The following is a 23,432-nucleotide window of genomic DNA, read 5'->3' on the forward strand; positions in this document are numbered from 1 at the left end:
GAATAATCGAGTGCGACAAGAAGCGGGCCTGCGGCGTCCTTGGCGCTGGCCCGCTTCGAACTAGGCGCTGCCCACGGAAGCCCCAATCTATTTCGCTCGGCTTACGTGGCGCGAGGGAGGCATACCCCCGGCAACGCCTTCTATTTCCAATCCCGCGGCTCTTAGCCCCACGCGCACAATCCTGCGCTTCACCGCCCAGAGCTCCAAGTCACCGCACGATCGGTCTGGGTCGCTGCCGGCTTTAGCTATCGAGCGCGAGCCCGTGTGGCGCAAACGTTGTCCTGGCGCGGGTGCCCGGATCTTCGCCGCAGCGCTGTCCGATGGTGATGGGAACAGCAGGGCAGGGTGGAAGGCAGGCGTTTCGTATGCAAGGATCCGCACATGCGTATTGGGATCATGGGTCGGAGCCGGGCGACCGTCTCGACCTGGCGGACGCCGGCGCCGAACGTCAGCCCGCGGCGCGAGATCGGACATTGGCTGCCGAGCGGGGCTATGCCGCGCGCAATTACAGGAGGGGAGGATCAAGACATTCCGCTCCGGCCAACCTCAAGGTTGGAAGAATCGTCGTGTTGCCCCAGACCTCGTCTTGCCACTGAATCGGAATGGAGGCACTCGTCGGCGCGAAGAGGAGACCGAAGGTGGGCCGTTGCATCATAGTGGTAGAAGACGAGCCACTAGTCCGCATGCTTCTCGCCGACCACCTGCGCGAAGCGCAATTCGAGGTCGCCGAAGCCGCGGATGCAGATCAAGCCGTTAAGCTCCTGGATGAGTTGCCGGGGGTCGAGGCGGTGATCTCCGACGTCAGGATGCCCGGCAGCATGGATGGTGTCGGATTGGCCCACGAGATCGCAGCACGCTGGCCGGATGTAACCGTCATTCTCACGTCAGGCTTTCTCGGCGATGACCATGAGCGCCTTCCGCCTTGCACGCATTTCGTCGGCAAGCCTTACCAGTTGGAGCAGTTCACCTCCCTGCTCCGAAGCAGTCTTCCATAGCCTGATCGGAGAAATGCTTTCGAAAGCCGCCAGGCCAGGAGCTTAGTGCCCTGCGCAGAGAGATAGCCGGGTTCTTAGGATTTTAGTCGAATGTCACCGCCGGACTCTACGGAAGCTTTAGCCAGCGCTCTTCGGACGCTCGAGACGGCACGAGAGATGCTCGTAGTCGCCAAAGCAAGCGGCGGTGGCGAAGATGTTCCCCAGCTTGAAGATCTCGTGCGGCAATCGGAAAGGTTGGTGATTCGGGCTGGTGGTGCCATCCCTGCTGAATTCCTGCCGTGAAAAGTCGCCGCCGGAGCCAATCAGCGTCTTTTTCGAACGGCACCCTGTGGGCACTTCGCGGTTGGTCCGGCAATGCAACCCGCGGCCGGGTTGCCGCGACATCGGCTTACCCAAAGATAATCCCGTTGCTCTTTTTAGGGAGCGCCCGGCTGCGGCAGGACGGGAAAAGTGACCAGGCCCCACCGTTGCTCTAAGCTGTCGGACGGCACCGGCCGGTTTATGGGGCGGTCGCCATCGAAGCTGCGGACGATGCCGACGCGATGCAGAAGGCGGAGAACCACTGCGCCAAGTGCGAGTTTTGGGATAGCGCAAGGATAGTCGGGAGGTCCGACTAACCCCGGAGCGTCGCAGTCGCGGAGCGAGCTGGGGATCTTCGCTCCCCTTGGCAAACGCCGCCTCCGGCTACCGTAGGGATGAACGCTGCGTCTGGTGTCCTGACGCCCCGCCATTTCGTCCTTCCTGCGTCAGCTTGTCGGCTCCGTTCCCGAGACGACCCAAGCGCGACCGTCGGAAGCGGAGGTCACGATCCGAGCATAGCTCTGGGTGAATAGTCGCCGGATCTGCATGCGAGCTAGGGAGCTGCCCGTCACGACGGCAAGCGCTCGCGACTTGGGCATCGTCGCCATGTGCTCGCCCATCCGCTTGATCATCTCCTGGGACTGGATTGGACACGCAGACACGTCGATGATCATTGCATAGTCACGCAGCTGGTTCGTGACGAACGCCTGCTTCAGGTCTGCGATATATGCGTCGACTTCGTCGACGGTCATCAAACCGCCCAGGGCCACCTCGATGATCGACTGGGCTGGATCAACGTGTATGCGATACATGGCTTCCTCCTACGCGTGCATACAGATCAATATGTTCAGGAAGCATTGACGATCGTGTAGGCATGTTCGGGTACATGCTCCTGGTCACGTTCCGAGCTGAAGCCAGGATCATTTGGCAGTGTCTTCGAGACGCGCGACAGGCAGGCGGTTCTCGAAAACGGCTAGCTCGGGACGCTGCTCTCTGCCCGCTCGCGAGCCGCATTCAAAGTGGCGGGCCACGCGAAATCTTCCTCCCGTTTCAACAATGGTTTTCGCGACGAACGTGGATCCGGGTTCCGTTGCTGCCGTTTGGAGGCGTTCCTCATCTCGCGCCGGTATATTCCGGTCCTTCTTATCGCCTTTAGCCCGGAAGAGGAGAGGGGGCTGGCTGCTTTTGAGCGACGGGTGCGGAAAGTCCGTGCCGGCTCTCAAGCGGAGATCTTCCATGATCAAGACTATTGCCCTCAACAAGCTCGTGCCGTCCTGCCGCAACGTGCGTCGGCGAGGCGATCCGCAGGCGGACGCGCAGCTCAAGGCCGACATCGAGGCACGCGGCTTGCTCCAGAACCTGGTGGTGACAGCAACAGCGAAACCCCGTGGCAGCTTCGCGGTCGAGGCCGGCGAGCGGCGCAGGCGTGCGCTGCAGGCCCTTGCCGACGAGGGCAAGCTTGACAAGGCACATGCGGTGCCATGCCTCGTGCTCGAGGTCGGATCGATCCCCTTGGACGAAGCAAGCCTCGCCGAGAACCTCCAGCGGTTGTCGATGAACCCGGCCGACGAATGCCTCGCCTTCCAGCAGCTCATCGCCGCTGGTGCCGACGTGGAGAGCATCGCCCGCCGGTTCGGCCTCACCACCCGCTTCGTCGAGGGGCGGCTCCGGCTCGCCGATCTTGCGCCGGTCGTCTTCGAGGCCCTCGGGTCGGGCGAGATCGGCCTCGAGGTGGCGAAGGCCTATGCCGTCACCTCCGATCGGGAGCGGCAGGCCTGGGTCTACGAGCAGATCGGCAACAGCTATGGCGGCGCGCAGCCCGACAGCGTGCGCCGGATGATGACGCAGGCGACTGCAAGCGGCTCCGATCGGCGCGCCCGCTTCGTCGGCGAGGACGCCTATGTCGGAGCCGGTGGCCGCGTCGAGCGGGACCTGTTCTCGGGCGAGGCGGCGACACGCTGGCTCGACGTGCCGCTGCTCGAGCGGCTCGCCCTTGAGAAGCTAGACGCGATCGCGGCTGAGCAAGCCGCCGAGGCGGCCCTTGCCTGGGTGCGTCCGACGCTCGCCGACTGGATTGGCCATGCGCTTACCAACGGGCTCGATCGCATCGTTGCAGAGCCCGCGGCGCTCACCGAGGAGGAGTTGGAGCGCGTGGCGGTTCTTCAGGAGGAGATCGATGCGTTCGTCGCGCTGATCGACGACGCAGAGGCGACCGAAGAGGCGAGGATCGAGGCCGAACGGCAGCTTCTCGCGCGGGAGGAGGCGCTCAGCGCCCTTGCCGACAAGCCGCCCGTCCTTCCGCCTGAGATACGCGAGAAAGCCGGTACCTTCCTCCTGCTCGACGACGAGGGCAGACCGGCCCTGCACAATGTCTTCTACACCGAAGCTGCTGCCCCGGACTGCGGTGAAGCGGAGGGGACGCAGGTGGATGGAGCGGAGGCGACGGCCGGCGCGACTGCGGCAGCTGCCGAGACCGGGCCTTCGCTGTCGCAGCGCCTTCTCGACGAACTCTCGATGCAGCGGCGGGACGTCCTCGCCGTGCACGTCGCCCGGGACTCAGCGCTGGCACTCGATCTCGCGACCTTCCTGATGGTCGACGGCGAAGAGACATACGTTTCGGAGAAGAGCGGCTTCTCGCTGAGAGCGACACGGCCAGCCGATCCGGTGCCCGACCTGCAAACGCCCGATGCGGAAGCGACCATCGCACTTGCGCGGATCGCCGAGGCTCTCGACCGTACCTGGACGGAGGGGGAGACGCGCGCCGCCCGGTTCGACGCCTTCAGGTCTTTGAGCCCGGAAGCTCGGCTGGCATGGCTCGCTTTTGCGATCGCCGGCACGCTTGAGCCCAGTATCGGTGCGGCAAATGCCGGCTGCGCCTTTCACGACCATCTCGCGGGACTGCTCGGCGTCCATGTCGCGCGCTGGTGGCGGCCGACGGGCATGAACTATTTCGACCGGGTGCCGAAGAGCATGTCGCTCGGCGTTCTTGCCGAGATCGGCGGGCCGGCTTTCGCCGCCCGCTACGCCAAGGCGAAGAAGGCGGAGCTCTCGCAAAGCTGCGAGCGTATCTTCGCCGGCGACTTCATCGGCGATGTCGAGGTGAAGGCGGCGGCGCTTGAATGGGTGCCTGACGCAATGCGGTTCGCGGCAGGCGCGGCGAACGAGGAGCAGGCCGATACGCCGCCTTGGGAAGATCTGCCCGGCCACCAGCTCTTGGACGCCGAGGATGCGCTGGCTGTGGAGGCGCTCGGCGACACGGCTGTCGATCTCCGCGAAGCCGATGCGGCCTGCGATGACAGCTTTTCTGTCGCGGAGAGGGAAGGCAGCGTTGCCGATTGCGGGATGGAGGAAGCGGCCTGAGAGCCAGGTTGCTTCCGCGGGCGGTTGTCTCCGGACGGCCGCCCGCGTCCTGCTCAGCACCGGCTGGGGGCGGCGACCGGATTTTGTCAAAAGTGGCCGCAGGGATCGTCCAACGGGATATGCAGGCGCTCCCCACTTTCCGCCGCGATGGACCTGGCACAGGGGCGTCGCCGAGGTGCCTCACTGAAGGACCTGCCTTCACCCGTCCGGACGGGCGGCAGGTCGTTCACAGGAGATCCGCACATGTCGCCCCGCCGCCGGCAGATCGCCGCCCGGGATCCCCGCCGTCCCCAACCCGTGCCGAGCATTCCCGAGTGACATGTCGAGGCTGATCGGAGCTGATGAAAGCGCGTCGGGAACCTGGAGTGCCGCGTGCCTGATAGCAGTTCCGAGCTTGGAAGCGCATGCCGATATCGGCCTCGACGCCTTCCGGAAGCGCGGCGTCCGGCGCGAGAGGGCGCCCTGACCCGGCGCCGCTTCCCCGCAACCCGCCGGCCCTCGGCCCGTGTTGCCCCGCTTGCACGGGGCTGCCCGCGCCGGCCTCGGCCGGAGGTTTCCCGCGCTGCGCGCGGTGCGGGAGAGGCGGCCTGACCGGGGCCTGCGGGCTCCCGTCGCCGGACGATCCGGCGCCTTGAACGGGAGACGTTTCGATGCATACCAGCCTTGCCGCACAGCTCGCCCAGCTCGAACTTGGCCATCTCCGCGCGGAGCGAGTCCAGGCCGCCCGGAGCACCGAGCCGCCTGACGCGGAAGCCGTCGAGCACACGCTCGCGGCGATCTGGTCCGAGCTGTTCGCCCTGTTCCCGGACACCGCGCTTGAGGAGGATGCCGAGGAGATCGCCTGGGGCCTCGTCAACCTGTTCCATCGTGCCGCCGCCAAGCGCAGCCGCCAGATCGACCGGGCGACAGACGAGATCCGATGCCTGCTCGCCTGCGCCGACGGCTCGGAAGTCCATTCGAGCCAGCTCGAAACTGAGATCGAGCGTGCACGCACCGCCGAGGCCGCGATGCTGGGCCTAGAGGCGATGCGGGAGGCCGCGGCCCTGCTTTATGCCCGCGAGACCGGCTCCTCCTGGCGTCCCGCGGGCGGCTCGCGCCTGAACCACGGCGCTTCCTGCACCTCGGCCGTCGTCGACGGCCGCGACTTCCTTCGAGCACGCGGCGAGGCCCAGCGCCGGGCCCGCATGCCCGAGGGCACGCCGGTCCTGTTCGCTGGCGGGCGGCTGTCCTTCGCCACCGAGCTGGAGGCGAAGACGTTCGCCACCAACGTCTGGGACACGCTCGACAGGGTACGCGAACGCGTCGCCGACTTGGTCCTCGTCCACGGCGGGGACAGCAAGGGCGTCGATCGCCTGGCAGCAGCCTGGGCCGAGGCGCGCAAGGTGCCGCAGATCGCGTTCGGGCTCGACAGACGCCTTGGCCAGCGTGCCGGGTTCAAGCGCAACGAGCAGATGCTGTCGTTGAAGGCCCGCTGCCTCGTCGCTTTTCCCGGCAGCGGCGTGCTCGAGCGCTTGGTCGTGCAGGCCAAGGAGAAGAACATCGCCGTCGTCGATCGCCGCGGTCCGCTCGGCACCAACCCAAAGCATGCGGCGCGGCTCGCCGAAGCTGCGGCCTGACCGCCATTGCCGGACTGGCTTTGCCGCCGGTCCGGCTCTCGCTCTCTAGGTCGAACTCAAACGAATGGATCTAGAGCTTAGCCACCGAGCCACCTCCGGCGGAACGCCGCCGCCTCCTGATCGTCCGCGAACGACAGCACGAAGCCGGCGAACGGATCCACCCGACCCAAGACGCTGTGCGGGCAATTGTCCATAATCCAGCGGGCACATTCGTCCGACTGGATCAGGGCAGCCTGATCGGCAGAAATTGGAATGTCGGGCATGCTCCCCGCCTAACGCATCGGCATCGGCATAGGTATGAGCCGCGCCCGTTTCTCCCCGCAGGCGGTGCACCGAAGCCGCCGCTCCGCCTCCTTGATCGTCACCGGGATCGGGAACACGTCGTAGAAGGCGGATGGCGCCACCACGATCTCGTGGCCGCACGCCTGGCAGAGCACGCGGCAGTTTGCCTTGTGCCGACCGAAGCTGAAGGTGGTCTCGAATCGCGCATTCGCCATGCGAGAACAGGGCGGGAACAATGATGCGAGGTCAACGGGACTCCCTTGTGGATCACGAGGATAATTCAAGCCTGCTCGATGGGTGCCGGCCAAGACCAGAAAGTATCGAAGCGTCTCGCCCTCATTGAGCATCCAGCGCCTGTGCACCCCTCGAATGTACAGCGGGAAGATCGAGTGCGGTGACCTGCTACGCTCGACGGCATTTCGGCCCGCATAATCCCTAATTCAGTCCTCTTCATGCTCGCTCATCGACGGCCGATTTCTCCATTTCTCAGTTGTTCGACCCCGGGATGGAGCGTTTCCCGACCAGCACCCTGCTTGTCGATCAGGGCGAGCCCGGTCGGGCGAACTCTCGTGTTTCTCGGCAATTGATGGAGGGAATCACGGCCGTGGGAATGCGCGGCGGCGCAGAGGCGGGGTGGGCGTCGCGCTCTTTGGGCCCGTTCCGGCGCGCCGCAACCCGGGCTTGTGCCCGGGTCCTCCACTATCGCTCCGGCCCTGAGGCCACCCCATCGCCTGGGCGATGGGGACCCCGGCGGGTGCGGCCCGCCTCCTGAGCGGGCCCGCTGGAGCCGCTCCTGCGCCCACCCCGCTCGGCGGTTCCCCGGGCGCGCTGAAGGAGTGAAGATCATGCGAAACAAGACGGCAAAGAGCGGCTCGAGCCTCTATGCGGAGGTCACCGAGCGCATAATCCGGGAGCTCGAGGCAGGGCGGCTGCCTTGGGTTCAGCCGTGGGACAGCGGCGCCTGCGGACCGGCGATGCCGCACAATGGGGGCACCGGACGGCCTTATTCCGGCATCAACGTGCTGATCCTGTGGTCTGCCGTGATCGAAGGTGGCTATTGCTCGCAGCGCTGGCTGACCTTCCGGCAGGCGCTCGCGCTCGGCGGCCATGTCCGCAAGGGCGAGACGGGTACGATCGTCTGCTATGCCGACCGGTTCACGCCACGGGACGAGGCCGAAAAGGCACGCGACGAGGATCGGGAGGCGAGGGCGGTTGCGTTTCTGAAGCGCTTCGTCGTCTTCAATGTCGACCAATGCGACGGGCTCCCGAAGGAGGTGGCGGGTGCGCCGGAACCACGCGGTGAACGCGAGACTTTACCTCATGCCGAGGCGCTCATCGCCGCCACCGGAGCCGATATACGGGTCGGTGGCGGGCTTGCTTTCTACGCGCCTGACCTCGATTTCGTGCAGGTTCCCCCGCAGCTTTATTATGGCGACCAGATCAATTGGTACCGGACCGTGCTGCACGAACTCGGTCACTGGACGGGACATCCGACCCGGCTCGGCCGCGACCAGAGCGGCTGGCTCGACCGGGCTGCTTATGCCCGTGAGGAACTGGTCGCCGAGCTGACCAGCGCTTTCACCTGCGCGTCGCTGTCGATCCAGCCGACCGTCCGCCATGCCGATTATATCGGCGCCTGGCTCGAGGTGCTGCATGGCGACGACAAGGCGATTTTCCGAGCGGCGAGCGCGGCAAGTAAGGCAGCCGATTACCTGCTCGCCTTCAGGCCGGATGAAGGAGAGCGGTCATGACCGGCCAAGCAAAACTGCTCGCCTGTCTCGAAGCGGCTCTGGAGACGATGCCGGCACGAACGCGGGAGGTGTTCCTGCTGCATCGTGTCGCGGATCTTGCCTATCCCGAGATAGCGGACCGGCTCGGGATCGATGCCGACATCGTGGAGCGGGAGGTCGCTGAGGCGATCCTGCACCTTGATATCGAGCTGAGCAGGATGATGCAGGAGGAGGAGGCGTGACGTCGTTCGCTGCCGCTTCGGATCGGATGGCTCTTGCCATCCGGTCCTCTCCTGCGACAAGTCGAACCATGCGCACCGACGTGGATCATCTGCCGCCAGCCAAGCAGCGCGAGCTCGAACGCGTGGTGCGGATCCTGTTCGAGGAGTTCGAGGAAGCGACCGGGCTGGCCACCCAGGACTGGAAGAAGAAGGGGCGGATCCTCAAGATCATCCTCTACGGCTCCTACGCGCGCGGCGGCTGGGTGGACGAGCCGCACACCGCGAAGGGCTATCAGTCGGATTACGATCTGCTGATCATCGTCAGCGACAAGCGTCTGGTCGACCGTGTCGAATATTGGGCCAAGGCCGAGGAACGGTTGATCCGCGAGCTCTCTATCACGAAGACGCTGCGGACGCCCGTCAACTTCATCGTCCACACCCTCCAGGAGGTGAATGACGGGCTCGCCCATGGTCGCTATTTCTTCATGGATGTCGCTCGCGACGGGATCGCTCTCTACCAGAGCGACGACACAGAATTGCACACGCCCAAGCCGAAAACGCCGGGGCAGGCGCTCGCCATGGCACGAGAATATTTCGAGGAGTGGATGCCATCCGCGATGAGCCGGTTCAAGCTCGCGAGATACGCGATGGCAGATCGTCTACTGAAGGACGCTGCTTTCGACCTCCATCAAACTGCCGAGCGTCTTTATCACTGTGTGCTGCTCGTCTGCACTTTCTACACGCCGCATGTGCACAATCTGGCGTTCCTGCGCACGCAGGCTGAGCGGATCGACCGACGGCTGGTCTACATCTGGCCGCAGGACAGCCGTCGCGAACGGGCGATGTTCGAGAAGCTCAAGGACGCCTATGTGAAGGCGCGTTACTCCCGCCATTACCGCATCACCGAAGAGGAGCTTGCCTGGCTCGGTGAGCAGGTGGAAGAGCTCGGGCGGGTCGTGCACGTCATCTGCTCGGAGCGGATCCAGAGCCTGGAGCAGAGCGCCGCCGCCTGAAGTTCTGGCGTGGCAGGACGGCAGCGAGATGGCCTGAGCACATCGGGGGCAAGTCATTCGTCTGGGCTCCGATCGGCCGGCCGGACCTTCCCTTCTCCTGTCTCAGCCCTGCTGGCGCGGCCGCGGCGGGACGCAACCCGCGGCCTCTCGCCCCGTGTTGCCCTTCGGGCTGCCCGCGCCGGTCTCGGGCCGGGGTTCCCCGTTCCGGTGCGCTCCGTCGCTTAATCCGCGCCTGTCTCCGGGCTGTCGACGGGATGGTCCCGGCGGCAGGAACAGGAGACTTCAGCCATGACCAACATCGTGATCCTCGTCGGCAATCTCGGCGCCGACCCGGAGCGTCGCTCCACCACCGGCGGCACCGACGTCGCAACCTTCAGCCTCGGGACCAGCCGTCCGAAGCGCGACAGCGAGGGCAAGACCTACAAGGATGCGAGCGGGTTCACCGCCAAGGATACCGAGTGGCATCGCATCATCTGCTTCAACGGGCTCGGCCGGACCATCGCCCAGCACGCGTCCAAGGGCATGCTCGTCTCGGTCCGCGGACGGCTCCATTATACACGCTGGACCGACCGCGAAGGTGTCGAGCGCTACGGCTGCGAGGTCATCGCCGACGACGTGCAGTTCCTCAGCAGGCCACGCCAGGCGCCCGCCGGCGGCAGCACCGAACCGCAGTCCGACCTCGATGACGATGTGCCTTTCTGAGGCCAGTGCGAGCCCCGGCGGGAACTCCGCCGGGGCTTCTTGCATGCTGGTCAATCCATGTGCCTGACACCCTGAACCGCACAGCCTCTGTTGGTGCGGGCGGAGGCGGCGGTGAGGGGCGTCTCGTAGAGGCCCAGTGTGGCGGCCGGCGAAGCGGCCCTCAAGGATGCGCGGTTCCCCCAATTTGCTGCGCAAATCGGCTCCCCCACGCCCCGCTTCGCGGCGCCTTCGGCGTCCCTGACCGCCGCTCCGCCGCCCGCTCCTGAAGCGCCGTCTTCGCTTTCGAAGACCACGAAAGGAGATGGCGATGAGCATGATGTCGATGATCGGAACCGGGCGCTGCGATGCTCTGGTAGATGCGCTGAAAGCGGAGTTCGGAGGCATGTTGGCCGAGCGTATCCTGGAAGCGGAAGCCCTCGATTTCCTGTGGGAAGCGCGGGTGCGGGAGCGTTATCTCGGGCAGCATGAAGCCGCGTTCCTGGACGACGTAGAGAGCTTCGACGAGGTCTCGCGCATCGTGATCCTGAGCCTCGTCGATGGGTGTTGGCACGTCGGATTGTGCCAGGTGGATGGCAACGGACATGCCTCGGAATTGCTCTGGAAGCGGCGCTTCGAGAGCTTGAAAGAGGCCGAAATCGCGTACCATTCGGTGCATTGAAGGTCGGCCATTCCAGTGGCGGGAGCGGCGCAGCAGCGTCGCTTCCGCCTTCTTTTTGTTCGCCGCAGGGGTGGTGTATAGCAGGCTTGCGGGTGATCGAGATGGGAGGTCCTGGGATGCAACGGGTGCAGGGAGACAGAAGGGAGCAGGGGAAGGCAAGATAAAGTTATGGCACCGGAGCTGCCATAAGCCCTTGTCTGCACATCGTTTATTTGGGTGCCGGACCGGCACTGGCATGGGCGAACCGGTGCCGGTCCGGGGAGAAATGGCGCAATTCCGCGAAGCCGACGGCACCGGTTTTCTAAAGCTTCTCGCTGCGTCATGCTCGCTTGTCTTAACGCCGGGAACGACGATCCATGGACGATGACGAGCGCTTTGAGCCACGGCTCGGACGGCAACGCGATCAGACGGGGAAGGCTGGGCGGCGCTATCTTGGCCGGGTCCTCGCCGCCGTCAATCTCGCCAGGTCCGGGCTGGCGCTGGCAAGATCGGGACGAACCGCTTTCACCGGCGTTCGCGCCGGGCGCGGCTCGGGAATCGGCAGCGTGCTGGTAGCGCATTCGGGCCACGGCGGGAGGAGCAGCCGCCGTGTCATCGTCAAGGCGAGCATCGTGAAGCTCGCCGGCAAGGGGGCGGCTGCGGCCGCAGCGCACCTGAGCTACCTCCAGAGGGACGGCACAACCCGGGAGGGGGAGCGCGGAGCGCTCTATGACGAAGCCGGCGACATGGCCGACGGGCGGGTATTTCGCGAGCGGGGCAGCGGCGATCGCCATCAGTTCCGCTTCATCGTCTCTCCCGAGGATGGTGACCAATACGAGGATCTGAAGCCGCTCACCAGGCGGCTGATGGCGAGGATGGAGGAGGATCTCGGGACGAAGCTCGACTGGGTCGCGGTCGACCACTTCAACACGGGCCATCCACACACCCACATCGTTGTTCGCGGAAAGGATGATCGCGGCGCGGATCTCGTGATCGCCCGGGATTACATGACGAGCGGCATCCGCGCCCGCGCTGCGGAGCTCGTGGACTTGGACCTCGGACCACGCACAGCGCGGGAGATACGGCAGGCGCTTCACGCGGAGATCGAGCAGGAGCGGCTGACCTCGATCGACCATCGGCTGTTGAACGGCGTGGACGCAGCGGGGCAGGTGACGAGTCACGCCCGGGACGCATTCGACCAGAGCCTCCGCGCGGGCCGCCTGGCCAAGCTGGTGCAGCTAGGCCTGGCAGAACCTTTGGGTGCCGGGCGGTTCCGGCTCGCACCCGATCTTGCCGACACGCTGCGCGCGATGGGCGAACGCGGTGACATCATTCGAACGTTGCAGCGGGAATTTGCCCGCTCCGGCGTGGCGCCGGCACCGGCGGATCAGGTCATCTACGATCCTGGCGCACCGGACGCGCGGCGCCTGGTAGGACGGGTACGTGCATTGGGGCTCGCGGACGAGCACGCCGACCGTCACTATGTCATCGTCGACGGGATCGATGGCCGGAGCCATTATGTGGATATCGGTAAGCCGACGTCGAGCTACGGTGGCGAGCGGGAGCCGGGCGCGGGGCCGAGGATCGGCACCATCGTTTCGATAAATCCGGTGCGCGCTGAGGTCCGGGAGGTTGATCGCACGATTGCCGATATCGCGGCGGCGAATGGCGGCCGCTACGACGTCGAGGCACACCTGCGCCACGACCCGACCGCGACGGACCGCTTCGCGCAGACCCACATACGACGCCTCGAAGCGATGCGGCGAAGGAACGGGATCGTCGAGAGGGAGCCTTCGGGACGATGGGTGATCGCGTCCGACCATCTCGAGAGGGCGGCCGCCTACGAGGCCGCGCTGGTTCGTGATCGACCGGTGACGATCACCTTGCTGTGCTCGCAGCCACTCGAGACGCTGGTCGAAGTGGGATCGGCCACCTGGATCGACCGCGAGCTTGTCGCGAGTGCCCCGGAGCCGTTGAGAGACACCGGATTCGGGCTCGAAGTTCGGGAAGCGCAGCGGCTGCGCCGACAATGGCTTGTTGCGCAAGGTCTTGCGAAAGTGACCGAAGATGGCACGCGGTTTGCGCCTGGCTTGCTCGCGATCCTGCAGCGGCGGGAGCTGCTCCGGGTTGCCGGCGAGATTAGCGAAGAATTAGCGATGCCGTATCGTGAGACAGAGGAAGCCGCGCGCGTCGAAGGAATCTATCGTCGGCCGGTTGACCTGGTGAGCGGTCGCTTCGCCCTGGTCGAACGCGCGCGCGACTTCACGCTGGTGCCCTGGCGCCCAGTGCTGGAACGGCAGGTTGGGAAGGCCGTGTCCGGAGTGATGCGCGGCGATGGCATCAGCTGGTCCTTTGGTCGCGAGCGCGGAGGACCTCATCTGCGCTGATGCTGGCTCGTGCCCCGCGGCTCTACGGCTCGTCCTCAGCTATGCTCATCGTCCGGCTGGTGGGCGATAATGGTTGCGGACCGGCCAGGAGCGACAGCAACCGAACCGCCAGTGGACATTGCCAAACCCCCGCGTCATCGACGGCTCAGTCCCAAAGCACGGTAAGAGGCCCCTCACCGTTGGCGAGGAGCCAAGCGATCAAATCTCGGTATTCTCCGCTAGCGCAAGCGCGTCTTCCACGTCGATCCCGAGATATCGGACTGTGTTTTCGATCTTGCTATGCCCGAGAAGAATTTGGACGGCTCGAAGGTTGCCGGTCGCCCTGTAGATGATGGATGCCTTCGTTCGGCGGAGCGAGTGCGTGCCATACTCGCTTCGCATCAGACCCACCCCGGTTACCCATTCATCGACAAGCCGGGCATATTGGCGGGTGCTGAGATGCCCCTTCTGGTCAACCCGGCTGGGAAAGACATAGTCGTCCACGGTTCCTCCCCGCCGATCAAGCCAAGCAAGCAGGCTGCATCGAGCGTCCGGAAGCAGCTCGAACTGAACAGGCCGACCCGTCTTCTGCTGCGTCACGATGGCACGCGTGCGGATTTGCCCGCCGCTTACAATGTCGCCGATCTTTGTCTGCACCAGGTCGCAGCCGCGGAGCTTGCTATCAATCGCTAGGTCGAATAGCGCACGATCACGCAAGCGACGGCGCTGGTTGAGGAAAAACCGGATCTCCCATATTTGCTTCGGCTTGAGCGCTCGCTTCGCGCCGACCATCCTTCCGGCATTCCAGACAAGACGTTTGGTGGTGTGTTCAGTTTTGGGCGTCTCCATGATCGTTCTCCGATGACCAGTGCGGCCGTCCGAGAAACGCTTTGGCGCACGATTAGCCAGGGTGGGCCACGGCGCCTGCCCGCCGACTCAGGTAGTTGCCAGAACCTGTGCGAACGCCCGCTTGCCACAAGACCGCTCGTTCCCCGCAACTTTCAGCCTTTGCACCACAGGTCGAGATAACAGTGATCGAGATCCCCGGCCGTTACAGCCGCGGAGCTGAACTTCGCCGACTTCGACCTTCTGATCTGGAGGGGAATGAACGGTGGTGCGGACCGCCACGGTCGACAGCCAGCGTCTCTTACTTTGAAACGCGCTTTGACCAACGAGTCATCACCGCTATGGTCGCGTTATGTTCCATCCGATCTCTCCAGAGCAGGACGTGCCTGTTGCGGCCGAGCAGGTTAAGGCCGACGATGCGCTCGATTTCGTGTCGGTTGATGTCGAAACGGCATGCGGCCGCGTCAGCAGCATCTGCCAGATCGGAATCGTCGGTTTCCGAGGCGGAAAAATCGCCTTCGAGTATGAAACGCTGATCGAGCCGCGCGATTATTTCAGCAGCTTCAATACGCGCATCCACGGCATCACTGCAGATCATGTCGTAGGCAAGCCGTGCTTCGGCGATCTCCACGGGGTCATCGACGGGCATCTCGCAGGCCGCGTTGCGGTTGCCCATTCATATTTCGACAAGAGCGCGCTGGCCGCAGCATGCAGAGTCCATGAGCGCACGCCGATCGAGGCAACCTGGCTCGACAGCGTGCGCGTTGCCAAGCGCGCTTGGCCGAATCTCGGCAGCCACCGGCTCAACATCGTTTCTCGGCATCTCGGCATTCGCCTCACGCATCATGATGCGTTGAGCGACGCCCGCGCGGCTGGGCTGATCGTAGTCCGTGCCGTGGAGGAGACCGGTATTCCGTTGACCGCTTGGCTCGCCACTTCGAAGCGCGGCCGAGCTTCTCCCGCGCCGCGGCCGGCGTTGTCCGGACCGCTTGTTGGCCAGCGGGTTGCCATTCTGGGCGAGCCCCGGCATGGCGCAATCGCTCAACGCATTGCTGAACACGGTGGACGGATTGTGGCAGCCGTCGGTAAGACCACGACTATGCTGGTGGTCGTCGCTGACGAGCCGTTCGGCTACGTCCGGTACGATGCCCAGTTCAGAAGAGCACGCGAGCTGCAGGATGCGGGTGGCGCCATCGAGATCCTGAGTGCCGCCAGTCTCGTTGACCGTCTCCCGACATCTTGAAGGTCGCCAGTCATCTGAGAAGTTGGCCGCAGCCGCCGTCGGAAGCCTATCACACAGCAGCTCACAACCATTATGAGCCATATTGCGGTACCGACTTGGATGCCCGGATCAGACAGAGCCGGCCATTCGCCGCAGGAGCGATCACGCTGAGGCTGAGCGACACCGGATCAGCTGCAGCCAATTGTTGAATTCGGCTTCGGTTCGCCTTGATGATCCCCGCAGTTGATCCAGGTTCGGTTCGCAGAACCTTTGCCGGGTTCAGCCTCCCTTGACACCTCGCCGTTCTTCGCTTCCGCTGTCTTGAGCGGGAGGACCTCATGGCGATCGACTGGAAAGAACGAAGCGAGGTTATCAAGAACTTCGTCTCAACGGGGGCCGTAGTGGTAGGTGGACTGTGGGTCCTCTATCAATGGGATACCCTGTTTCCGAAGACCCGAGCAGATGTACAAGCGGCTGCCGCCTCAGTGCGAACGGATGTATCGGGCACTTTCAGCGTTGAGCTCGACATGAACGACGATGGTTCTCCGCCGCCGTTCCGGGAAGACGCCGCTGCGGCTGAACCTGCAGATATCAACGCCTACTGCTTGGCGCATCCACGCGCGGTTCTAGTCCAATCGACGCCGGTATTCGGGCAGTTAATGCTGAAGAGCGCGAGCGGCATCCCGGTGCATGCCCGGGTCGAGCAGGTCGCAGTGTCGACCGCACCCATCAGTTTGCCGCTCATTCGCCCATCCGCTGGTCAGTCCCCGAGCATCGCGCCGGTGACCATCACCGACGTGGCCACGCTCACGGACGATCGCATGTTCATCGGCGGCCTGCGCGCAAACCGGGTCGAAAAAGGTCAGGAGGTCCAGGTCGCATTGATGTTCGACGTCAATCTGCCGGTTCAGTGCGCCCATCTCGAACGGCTTGTCCTATTCAAGGCGCAGGTGGCGCTCACGGCGATCGATCCGGCGAGAGACCGACCGATCGGGCCGCCGGTGCCGAAGATCTTTGTGACCACGTGTCAGCTGAATCCTCGAACGGCGCCTGCTTGTAACATCAGCGGTATCGAGGCGCGGGGACAGTGAGGGGTTCCGGCGGCGCCGACGGATGGGCAGCTCGCGACCAACTTCGGTCGTTGCCGCGGAAGTCGGTGAAAGGCAGCTCTTGGCGGAAGCCGCCGTTCACGCCGTGCAAACCCGCTGGTCGGCTCAGCGCCCTTTCCGGACCCACAAGTGCATCGATCTGATTCCCAGAAGCGGACGTTGCGAGCCCTCGGTGGTCGGCAGCGATGCATCTTAGCTGGGGCATCACTGGATCAGGTTTGTCGCACTGTTCTTGCCCTACATGTCGGCGGTCTTCTCTGATGTGTAGGTGAAGATGACGCGACGCTCGGCCGCTTCGTTGATCACGGCTCTCCACTTCGTGAAGCCGACCTCAAGCTCTCTTTCCTCAGCGGCGGTTCCCTCGATAGGAATACGAGCCGCAGTATCGAAGCCGTGGCCATCCTTGATCGAAATGATGACCTCGAGGCTCGAACCAGTCCGGATGATGGAACCGAGCGGCTGCCGGATCAGCGCGGGTCGAAACTGGGCTGTTTGATCCACTTCGATCTCTATGTGCTCGAGGGCCAACCCCTCCCATCGTCCGGCCTTAGCCTGCTCAAAGCCCTCGCCAACGTAGGTTCCTTCCAGGAAGCAAACGTGGGGCATCTCGCCACCGGTGACGAGCATGGTCCCTTGGTCACGGCCGATCAGGGGGAAGACGATCGCGGGGCCTTTGACATCAGGGACCTTGCTCGGCCGAAGCAGTCGGATAGGGATGTAGGCCACGCTGTTCTCCACCATTGTAACGACGATAAGCTCGGGCCTTGGACAAAGCTCAAACCGGCCTCATCGTCCGGCGGTCTCTCGCCGACTGCCTGCGATCCCCGAACGCAGGAAATCCGCCTCGACCTAACCATTAGGTGCGGAACCTTAGCGGATGCGGCTCTGCATATGATCGAGGAAGTGCTCCCAGAGATAGCTGGCGGCCGCTTCCTCATCCATGCTCCCTTGCCGGTCTCCGCGGGACATGGGATTGCCTCCGGTGAACGCGAGCCCCTGCGGAGTGTCCTCTATGGGGAGCCAATCGTTCATGGAGTTCCGCGCGCTCGCCGCGCCGTCGTAGCTCAGGCAAAGCGCATTTCGCCAAACGTCGCTGCCGTGCCAGATGCGCACCTGTCCGACCCGCTTACCGTCGAGATAGACGCTCGCAGCGAACGACCGGCTGTCGATCCGCTCGAAATCGGTTTCGATCCCAGCGTCGGAGGCATTTAACTCGGCGAGCTTCAGCTCGAAGAGCGCTGCCGTGGCTGCGAACCCGGCACGAAGAAAGCGGTCTCGGTCCAAATCCGTCGGTTTGGTCCTCAGCCCGAGGTTCGATGTATCGAGGCGGGGCTCTGATGCTGCAGCCGGCGGCGGCGGCGCTGGTGTCGTCCCTGATGGGGCCGTCCGCTCCTTCGGCCGGCCTGCCGATCGCAGCATCTCGCGGATCGCTCCTGCGGCGTTGTCGAACGCCTCGTCGCGATCAGGCCAGCTCGTCACCGGTAAGCCATCCTTTGGCAGCGCCAAGAACTCAGAAAGCGTCTGCCCTTCGCCTACAGGTACGCCCTTCCACTGGCACGGACGAAGGATGATCGGTACCACGCGCGCGGTGCCGTCTCGCTGGCGTGCGAACGCGCGTATCATCTCCTGCTCGTAGCAATATTCGGAATGTATGAAGTCGGCGGAGACCAGGAGCAGCACAAGGTCGGAGGCGGCGAGAGCAGCCTGCACCGCAGGGTCGAGGTGCTCCCCGGGATGCAACATCGCATCGTGCCAAACCTCAATCAGCCCCTCTCTTCGGAGCGGCGCCAGATGCCGTACGAACTGCTCTTTAAGGGCGGCATCCGCGTGCGTATACGAGATGAATCCACTGGTCATAGCTGCGGACTTAGCCCGGCCGCCAGCTTCAATCTACCGCTACTGATCACGCGTTAGGCGTCGAGTCCACGTCGAGCAGCGATCGCATCCGGGGTTAGGCACCGCGCACGGCGCCGCGAGCACAAGGAGGGCGGGTACCCGTCTTGTCATTGCTGCTCCTGGGGCTCCGCGCCGCCTAGGCGTAGTCGCCCGCCGCCCATGGCTCAGCCGAGACGCCTGACGGCATCGCCTGGATGTCACGGCGCTACGACCAGGAGACTGCGCTGGTGCTGTTCGGCGACAGGGTGGTCTCAGCGGATATGGAGTCAATTGCCTCCGTCTTTCCCACGACCGATGCGGCCACGCTGAACGCAATTTCCGATCTAACTCATCGAGCGGGCATCGTGATCACGAGATAGCGTCCTATCTTCCTTTTAAGCTCGCGACGTGCGTCTGGGCGAACTTGGTGTGCGCCGCTTGTCGGCGATCGAGTGACTTCATATGAAGGCTACATGCCGAATGCACCCGAGATCCCCCTCGATATCCGTGACGCCATGCACGACGGCTCCTGAACGAGACGCTGTTCCTAAGCCTCGGCCACGCCCGCGACGTGATTGCCAGGTGGATCGACGACTACAACACTGAGCGGCCGCACTCCTCGCTCGGCTACACCACACCGGAGGCATTCGCCGCCGGGTTCGAAAAGCAACGGCCTGCACGCGTGCAGGCCGTTGCTTCACATGCGCCGATGCGCGATCACAATCGCCGGTCTCTGGTTCCGGCTGGATGAAAGTTTGGGGTCGCGTCACGCTCTCCAACGCAGCTGCAAACCCTTTGGTAACCTCCGCGTAGTCTGGCGCACACGGACCGCTGCCTCCTCCACCGACCCTTTCGACATGGGCGCCTTCCCGATCACCGCCTGCAGGGTGTTGCTGCACGGAGCGGTTGTGGGAGAGCGCAAGAACCCAAGATCTCTGCGGCCTATCGCCTCATCCTCAGCGGAAAACTCAACCGGTTAGGCGTTGACGACCTAGCTTCCCGCTGATCCTATGGGCGCCAAGTCTGGAGAGGCGCCACATACGGCGTATGCCATGAGGGGGGATCATGTCCGCAAATGAAGAACTCGCAGCTTCACTGGAGAAGCTCGGGATCGGTATCATGGCCAACATCGGCGACGATAGGCCGTTCAACACTCTTTGGGGTTGGAACCTTCCCCCGTTAACGCGGCAGGAGTTTGCATCCATTCCCAATCGGCTCGCCGTTCAGCTTCGTGGAATACCGGCCTCGGCATTGTCTCCGAACCTTGTGGCCTCGCTAAAAGCCGCCCAAGAACGGGTAGAATTTCTGCTGGGAAACAGCATCCCCAATCTCACATCCCAAAGCAACATCATTCACATTTATCCGCAGGTTGAGCAACTCGTGGACCTAATTCAAAGAGCTTTACCTGTTCCGCCGCCACCCAAGACGGCCATCGATTGGAAGGAGGTTGCTGCGAAGCAGCAATTGCCCCCGGAACTCCTGCGACGCCTCCGAAGCGTTGAGGCGAGCTTGAAGGCGATAGAACCTCGCTCAGCCAAGGTAACCGAGCAGGTTGAAGCTATCGAAGCTGCGCATTCGGCGGCAGAAAGCCTGCCGACCGATCTTGCCAGTTTGGAGGAAGCTCGCGCGACCATCGATGCTGCTACCAATTCCTCGACAGCTGCGGCCTCAGCGGCCGAGCAGGCCCTGGTTGACATCGATGCCGCGCGCATCCGGATCGAGGAGAAAGAGAAGGAGGCGATGCAACTGGTCGCAAATTGCGGTGAGGCTTACCGGGTAACTACCACGAAGGGCTTAGCCGCCTCATTCGACAGCCGCGCGCAGTCTTTGAATTGGTCGTTAGTCGCTTGGGTGATAGGCCTTTTGGCTGCTCTGGCCGGGGGTTCATATGTTGCGTCACAACGCTTGGAGTTAATCCAAGAGTTGATGCGAAGTGACGGATCCGTTCAGCAGATATGGGTGCATGTCGCGCTGGCGCTCCTAAGCGTGGGCGCCCCTGTGTGGTTCGCTTGGATCGCTACGAAGCAGATCGGGCAACGTTTCCGGCTGGCGGAAGATTATGCCTTCAAGGCCTCGGTCGCGAAGGCTTACGAGGGCTACCGCCGAGAGGCCGCTCGGATCGACCCAGCGTTCGAGGCACGGCTCTTCGGGTCCGCCCTTACTCGCCTAGAGGAGGCGCCGCTTCGACTCGTCGAACAGGAGGCATATGGCAGTCCCTGGCATGAGCTGACGTCCTCCCCTGCGTTCGAGAAGGCCTTGGCTCTGATACCGGAACTGAAGGAGAGGTACCTCACGCTTCTGTCGAAGTCAGAGGTAGGTGCAACGAGCGTGGGCGGAAAGCACATCAAGCCAGCAGTGGAACCTGCAGAATAGAGGCGCAGGTTTTATTGAAACAGACGCACCCGGAGTGAGCGGCAGAAAGGTCCCCTCTCGACCGCTCGCGCGCAGATCAGCAGCTCGCGACCAATCCCGGCCGTTCCTGCGCTGGTTGCCGAACGCCCGGTTCTGAAGAAAGCTGCCGGTCGTTCCACGGGAACCCGCATGTTGGCTCAAAACGAGCGGCCGGCACCTTCCGGAGTTCATAAGGGACGACGGTGGGGTCCAGCGACCATCTCTGTGAGGATGCGGCCCGCTCAGAGTGGGTCACATCCATGCAGGTCAGCGTGCGCGGGCATGCTCGTGCGGAATGTCGGCAACCCGAATTCGCCGCCTCTCTCAATCAATGTAGCACGTGATCCGACAATGTTTGCAGCCCGGTGGTTGCCAGGCTTGAGGTCTGAAAGACCCTATCGGACTCGACATTCCTTGCGAAGCGCGGCCATATGGAAGCAACGACAATGGCGCTTGAAGCGGCGGCATGGCCGCATCATGTTAGGTGCACTTACGGACCTATTTACCTTACCAGCCGCACAACTTAGGTTGTTCGGGATATTGCCGGCTAATTATGCTGTTCCGCAAAGATTTACTTTCCAGACTTCAACTAAGCTAGAAATATGGATAGCGACGACTCTCCTGAATATCTGCTGAGCGCGTGCGACAGGCTCGCCGCATCTAGCCTCCCTGGGCAAGCTTTGCTCATTGCGCGTTGGCGCGCCAGCGAATGTAAAACATCATGGATCGTACTCCTTTTGGTCAATTGCGAGATAGCCTCGGATATGATCATTAGAACCATCGGGCGGAAGACGGGGGTGTCAGATGCGAAGTTTCATTGCCTTGGCGGTGATGGCCTGCTTGCTTTCGGGCTGCGGTATCGCCTCCGAATACTGGCGCAAGCCAACCAAATACAAGGGCTTGCCGGACATCTCGGATGGCGCAGGTCCGGACCCGGAGGTCGTCGCGCTTTCGCTGGACGCGTCACGCAGGCTTGTTCTTAGTAAAAAGCTTGATCGATCGCCTGCAGGTCCGAGATTCACGTGCCCAGAGCCTCCGCCCGACGTGGCCAACAACACGTTGGCACAGTCCTTGATTGCACTGCAAACAAAGGGTGGGCTGGACGCGTCGGCTGGCTCCGCTTATCAGGTCATAGCTCAAGCAATCCATGCTAGAACATCAACGGTGGAAGTGTGGCGAACTACATCATCGATGTATTGCGTTTTGTTGATGAACGGACGCCTTGTGGAGGCCAGGGAATACCTTTCAGCTTCGAAGGACGCTCTGAGCGCAACTAACGACACCACGGTGACAACGCCGGCAGCCGCAGCGTTCATTGATGCTTTAATGGCGACCGCGGCTAAGGTAGCAGACGAGCAGGAAGCAAGCAGAAAGGTTGCAGAGGCGGCTGCGGCAGCCAAGGCAGATGAGAAACGGAAGACTGATCTTGCAGCTGCAAAGGTTGAGTGCGCCAAGGTCGGTGAGGCCGACAAGAGCACCAATGCGTCATGCAAGAAGGCTGCGGAACTGGAGGCTGCGACTAAGCCGGTCGGCGCGACCTAATCGGATGCCTGGCGCCTCCCAAAAAAGCAGCATGAACGATGCGGTGTCCCTTATAGCTTGGCGTGCGTCAGGGATGAGGGACGAGCGCTACTAATGCTGGTCCACCAACCCGGTGATCTGAAAATGCTCACCGCCCCCATGTTTGTGGCGCTAGTACAACAACGGTCGGGGCACGACGTCGACCGGCGGCTCTCCATTGTCAGGACAGCGGCTCCCGCCACTAGCAGTCGTTCGCCGAGGGCTTCCCGAACGGCGGCCAGGTACTAGATCGAGTCGGTCGCGCAGTCGGCAACTCCCGACATCGGCCATAGATGCACAGCCTGGCGAACGACCGGGGCTACCGGGAGCTGCCGTTCACGCCTCCGTACCGGGTAATGCGGGGCAGGCGCAGCCTGCTAGTGTGGCGCGTCGACCCTACGCCCCAAGCCGATTGGTCCCGAGTGAATCACCACCGGGAAAAAACGCTCCTCGGACTGCCATGTAGCGCCCACCTCACCATAGTCGTGCGTCTCGAGCTCCACCTTGACCGACACGTAGATGGCTCTTGCGTCGACGAGCGTGGTCAGCGGGAAGATCTGCCGGATCCCGGGCTCGATGCTGTAGGTGAAATGGCCGTGAGTTGACCACTTCTGGCGCTCGCCCCTGATCGCAAGTCGTCTTAGACCGTCCCGTGCTTCGTAGAGCTCTGGCTCCTCGCCCTCAAGGAAGGCAGCCACGCGATAAGTCATCTTCTTGATACCGCGTATAGTCCGCCCCTTGTTCTCCCCGATCAGCCTGATGTCGGCGATGATTTTGTCCTTTTCCGGCCCATAAAAGCGGCACTCGAGATCGAACTGCGTACGCGGGACAAAACTTCGCTCGCGCTCCTCTTCAGCAATCTTGTCGAGCTGCTCGCGATGTCGCCGCTTCTCCTCTGCAGTCTCCTCGCGCGCCTCCCGCAACAGCTCATTCTGCACCGCAAGGGCCGCCTTGTGGCGTTCGACTAAGCGAGTGAACAGGAATGTGGCCGCCCCGACGAGCAGCGCGAGGACACCCTTGTCGAGGACAAGCTTGAAGAGCTCGAATCCGGAATTGGAGATCGGCTTCTCGCTTGGTGCGTCGAGCGTCACGAGGGCGGGAAGACGCCACAGTGCCACGATGGCGATGATCATTAGACTGGTGCCGATTGCGAATGCAGCGAGGCGGCGCCGGTCCATCACTTCACTCCCCTTTGATCTTGATCAGC

The 23,432-nt window shown here is 63.3% G+C and carries 21 protein-coding genes and 1 pseudogene; 14 read left to right on the forward strand and 8 right to left on the reverse strand.

Going from position 1 to position 23,432, the window contains the following annotated elements:
• Positions 1–683: 683 nt before the first annotated feature.
• The gene (locus ETR14_RS17560; protein WP_165356505.1) at positions 684–995 is read left to right on the forward strand and encodes a response regulator; all 312 of its coding nucleotides are present in this window, start codon (positions 684–686) and stop codon (positions 993–995) included.
• A gap of 117 nt (positions 996–1,112) precedes the next feature.
• Here ETR14_RS17560 and ETR14_RS17565 read toward each other — a convergent pair whose 3' ends face one another.
• Both ETR14_RS17565 and ETR14_RS17570 read right to left on the reverse strand, forming a co-directional pair.
• Complete coding sequence (locus ETR14_RS17565) at positions 1,113–1,391, reverse strand: hypothetical protein (RefSeq protein WP_129386805.1); 279 nt, start codon at positions 1,389–1,391, stop codon at positions 1,113–1,115.
• Positions 1,392–1,741: 350 nt separating this feature from the next.
• A complete protein-coding gene (locus ETR14_RS17570) occupies positions 1,742–2,107 on the reverse strand; it encodes a hypothetical protein (protein WP_129386808.1) in 366 nt (121 codons plus the stop codon).
• Positions 2,108–2,531: 424 nt separating this feature from the next.
• On the opposite strand from ETR14_RS17570, the gene ETR14_RS17575 reads away from it, so the two are divergent.
• Both ETR14_RS17575 and ETR14_RS17580 read left to right on the forward strand, forming a co-directional pair.
• The gene (locus tag ETR14_RS17575) at positions 2,532–4,655 is read left to right on the forward strand and encodes a ParB/RepB/Spo0J family partition protein (protein ID WP_165356506.1); all 2,124 of its coding nucleotides are present in this window, start codon (positions 2,532–2,534) and stop codon (positions 4,653–4,655) included.
• A gap of 650 nt (positions 4,656–5,305) precedes the next feature.
• A complete protein-coding gene (locus tag ETR14_RS17580) occupies positions 5,306–6,271 on the forward strand; it encodes a DUF2493 domain-containing protein (protein ID WP_129386814.1) in 966 nt (321 codons plus the stop codon).
• A 77-nt stretch (positions 6,272–6,348) separates the two neighbouring features.
• Here ETR14_RS17580 and ETR14_RS17585 read toward each other — a convergent pair whose 3' ends face one another.
• Entirely contained in the window at positions 6,349–6,534 is a 186-nt protein-coding gene (locus ETR14_RS17585; protein ID WP_129386817.1) for a hypothetical protein, read from the reverse strand.
• Positions 6,535–6,543: 9 nt separating this feature from the next.
• Positions 6,544–6,768 carry a hypothetical protein gene (locus ETR14_RS17590; protein ID WP_129386820.1) on the reverse strand — a complete coding sequence of 75 codons (225 nt, stop codon included), beginning with the start codon at positions 6,766–6,768 and terminating at the stop codon, positions 6,544–6,546.
• A 630-nt stretch (positions 6,769–7,398) separates the two neighbouring features.
• Here ETR14_RS17590 and ETR14_RS17595 point away from each other — a divergent pair.
• The 6 genes from ETR14_RS17595 (at position 7,399) to rlxS (ending at position 13,243) form a co-directional block, all read left to right on the forward strand.
• Positions 7,399–8,304 carry an ArdC family protein gene (locus ETR14_RS17595; RefSeq protein WP_129386823.1) on the forward strand — a complete coding sequence of 302 codons (906 nt, stop codon included), beginning with the start codon at positions 7,399–7,401 and terminating at the stop codon, positions 8,302–8,304.
• Positions 8,301–8,525 (forward strand): sigma factor-like helix-turn-helix DNA-binding protein, encoded by a 225-nt coding sequence (locus tag ETR14_RS17600; RefSeq protein ID WP_129386826.1) that lies wholly within the window; start codon positions 8,301–8,303, stop codon positions 8,523–8,525. The genes ETR14_RS17595 and ETR14_RS17600 overlap by 4 nt, the downstream gene beginning before the upstream one ends.
• Before the next feature lie 68 nt (positions 8,526–8,593).
• Positions 8,594–9,517, forward strand: a complete 924-nt coding sequence (locus tag ETR14_RS17605; RefSeq protein WP_129386829.1) for a nucleotidyltransferase and HEPN domain-containing protein — start codon at positions 8,594–8,596, stop codon at positions 9,515–9,517.
• A gap of 288 nt (positions 9,518–9,805) precedes the next feature.
• Entirely contained in the window at positions 9,806–10,219 is a 414-nt protein-coding gene (locus ETR14_RS17610; protein ID WP_129386832.1) for a single-stranded DNA-binding protein, read from the forward strand.
• A 307-nt stretch (positions 10,220–10,526) separates the two neighbouring features.
• Positions 10,527–10,877: a hypothetical protein gene (locus ETR14_RS17615; protein WP_129386835.1), complete on the forward strand. Its 351-nt coding sequence runs from the start codon at positions 10,527–10,529 to the stop codon at positions 10,875–10,877.
• A gap of 356 nt (positions 10,878–11,233) precedes the next feature.
• Complete coding sequence (gene rlxS / locus ETR14_RS17620) at positions 11,234–13,243, forward strand: relaxase/mobilization nuclease RlxS (RefSeq protein ID WP_129386838.1); 2,010 nt, start codon at positions 11,234–11,236, stop codon at positions 13,241–13,243.
• 198 nt (positions 13,244–13,441) lie between these two features.
• On the opposite strand, the gene ETR14_RS17625 is transcribed toward rlxS, so the two are convergent.
• Complete coding sequence (locus tag ETR14_RS17625; protein ID WP_129386841.1) at positions 13,442–14,071, reverse strand: tyrosine-type recombinase/integrase; 630 nt, start codon at positions 14,069–14,071, stop codon at positions 13,442–13,444.
• 349 nt (positions 14,072–14,420) lie between these two features.
• On the opposite strand from ETR14_RS17625, the gene ETR14_RS17630 reads away from it, so the two are divergent.
• Both ETR14_RS17630 and ETR14_RS17635 read left to right on the forward strand, forming a co-directional pair.
• The gene (locus ETR14_RS17630) at positions 14,421–15,311 is read left to right on the forward strand and encodes an exonuclease domain-containing protein (protein WP_243455569.1); all 891 of its coding nucleotides are present in this window, start codon (positions 14,421–14,423) and stop codon (positions 15,309–15,311) included.
• Positions 15,312–15,628: 317 nt separating this feature from the next.
• Positions 15,629–16,381, forward strand: a complete 753-nt coding sequence (locus ETR14_RS17635; protein ID WP_129386844.1) for a hypothetical protein — start codon at positions 15,629–15,631, stop codon at positions 16,379–16,381.
• Between the two features lie 255 nt (positions 16,382–16,636).
• Here ETR14_RS17635 and ETR14_RS17640 read toward each other — a convergent pair whose 3' ends face one another.
• Both ETR14_RS17640 and ETR14_RS17645 read right to left on the reverse strand, forming a co-directional pair.
• Positions 16,637–17,125, reverse strand: a complete 489-nt coding sequence (locus ETR14_RS17640; protein WP_129386846.1) for a hypothetical protein — start codon at positions 17,123–17,125, stop codon at positions 16,637–16,639.
• Positions 17,126–17,269: 144 nt separating this feature from the next.
• On the reverse strand, positions 17,270–18,256 hold the full coding sequence (locus ETR14_RS17645) for a toll/interleukin-1 receptor domain-containing protein (protein WP_129386849.1): 987 nt from the start codon (positions 18,254–18,256) through the stop codon (positions 17,270–17,272).
• Between the two features lie 544 nt (positions 18,257–18,800).
• On the opposite strand from ETR14_RS17645, the pseudogene ETR14_RS29305 reads away from it, so the two are divergent.
• The 3 genes and pseudogenes from ETR14_RS29305 to ETR14_RS17660 all read left to right on the forward strand — a co-directional run.
• Positions 18,801–19,025: pseudogene (locus ETR14_RS29305) on the forward strand (transposase); the annotation flags it as partial.
• Between the two features lie 314 nt (positions 19,026–19,339).
• Positions 19,340–20,647, forward strand: a complete 1,308-nt coding sequence (locus ETR14_RS17655; RefSeq protein WP_129386852.1) for a hypothetical protein — start codon at positions 19,340–19,342, stop codon at positions 20,645–20,647.
• A gap of 822 nt (positions 20,648–21,469) precedes the next feature.
• Positions 21,470–22,207 (forward strand): hypothetical protein, encoded by a 738-nt coding sequence (locus ETR14_RS17660; RefSeq protein ID WP_129386855.1) that lies wholly within the window; start codon positions 21,470–21,472, stop codon positions 22,205–22,207.
• Between the two features lie 395 nt (positions 22,208–22,602).
• Here the strand turns inward: ETR14_RS17660 and ETR14_RS17665 are convergent, their stop codons facing one another.
• The gene (locus ETR14_RS17665) at positions 22,603–23,403 is read right to left on the reverse strand and encodes a hypothetical protein (protein ID WP_129386858.1); all 801 of its coding nucleotides are present in this window, start codon (positions 23,401–23,403) and stop codon (positions 22,603–22,605) included.
• Positions 23,404–23,432 lie beyond the last annotated feature (29 nt).

This window comes from Sphingosinicella sp. BN140058, from assembly GCF_004135585.1.
Classification (GTDB): domain Bacteria; phylum Pseudomonadota; class Alphaproteobacteria; order Sphingomonadales; family Sphingomonadaceae; genus Allosphingosinicella.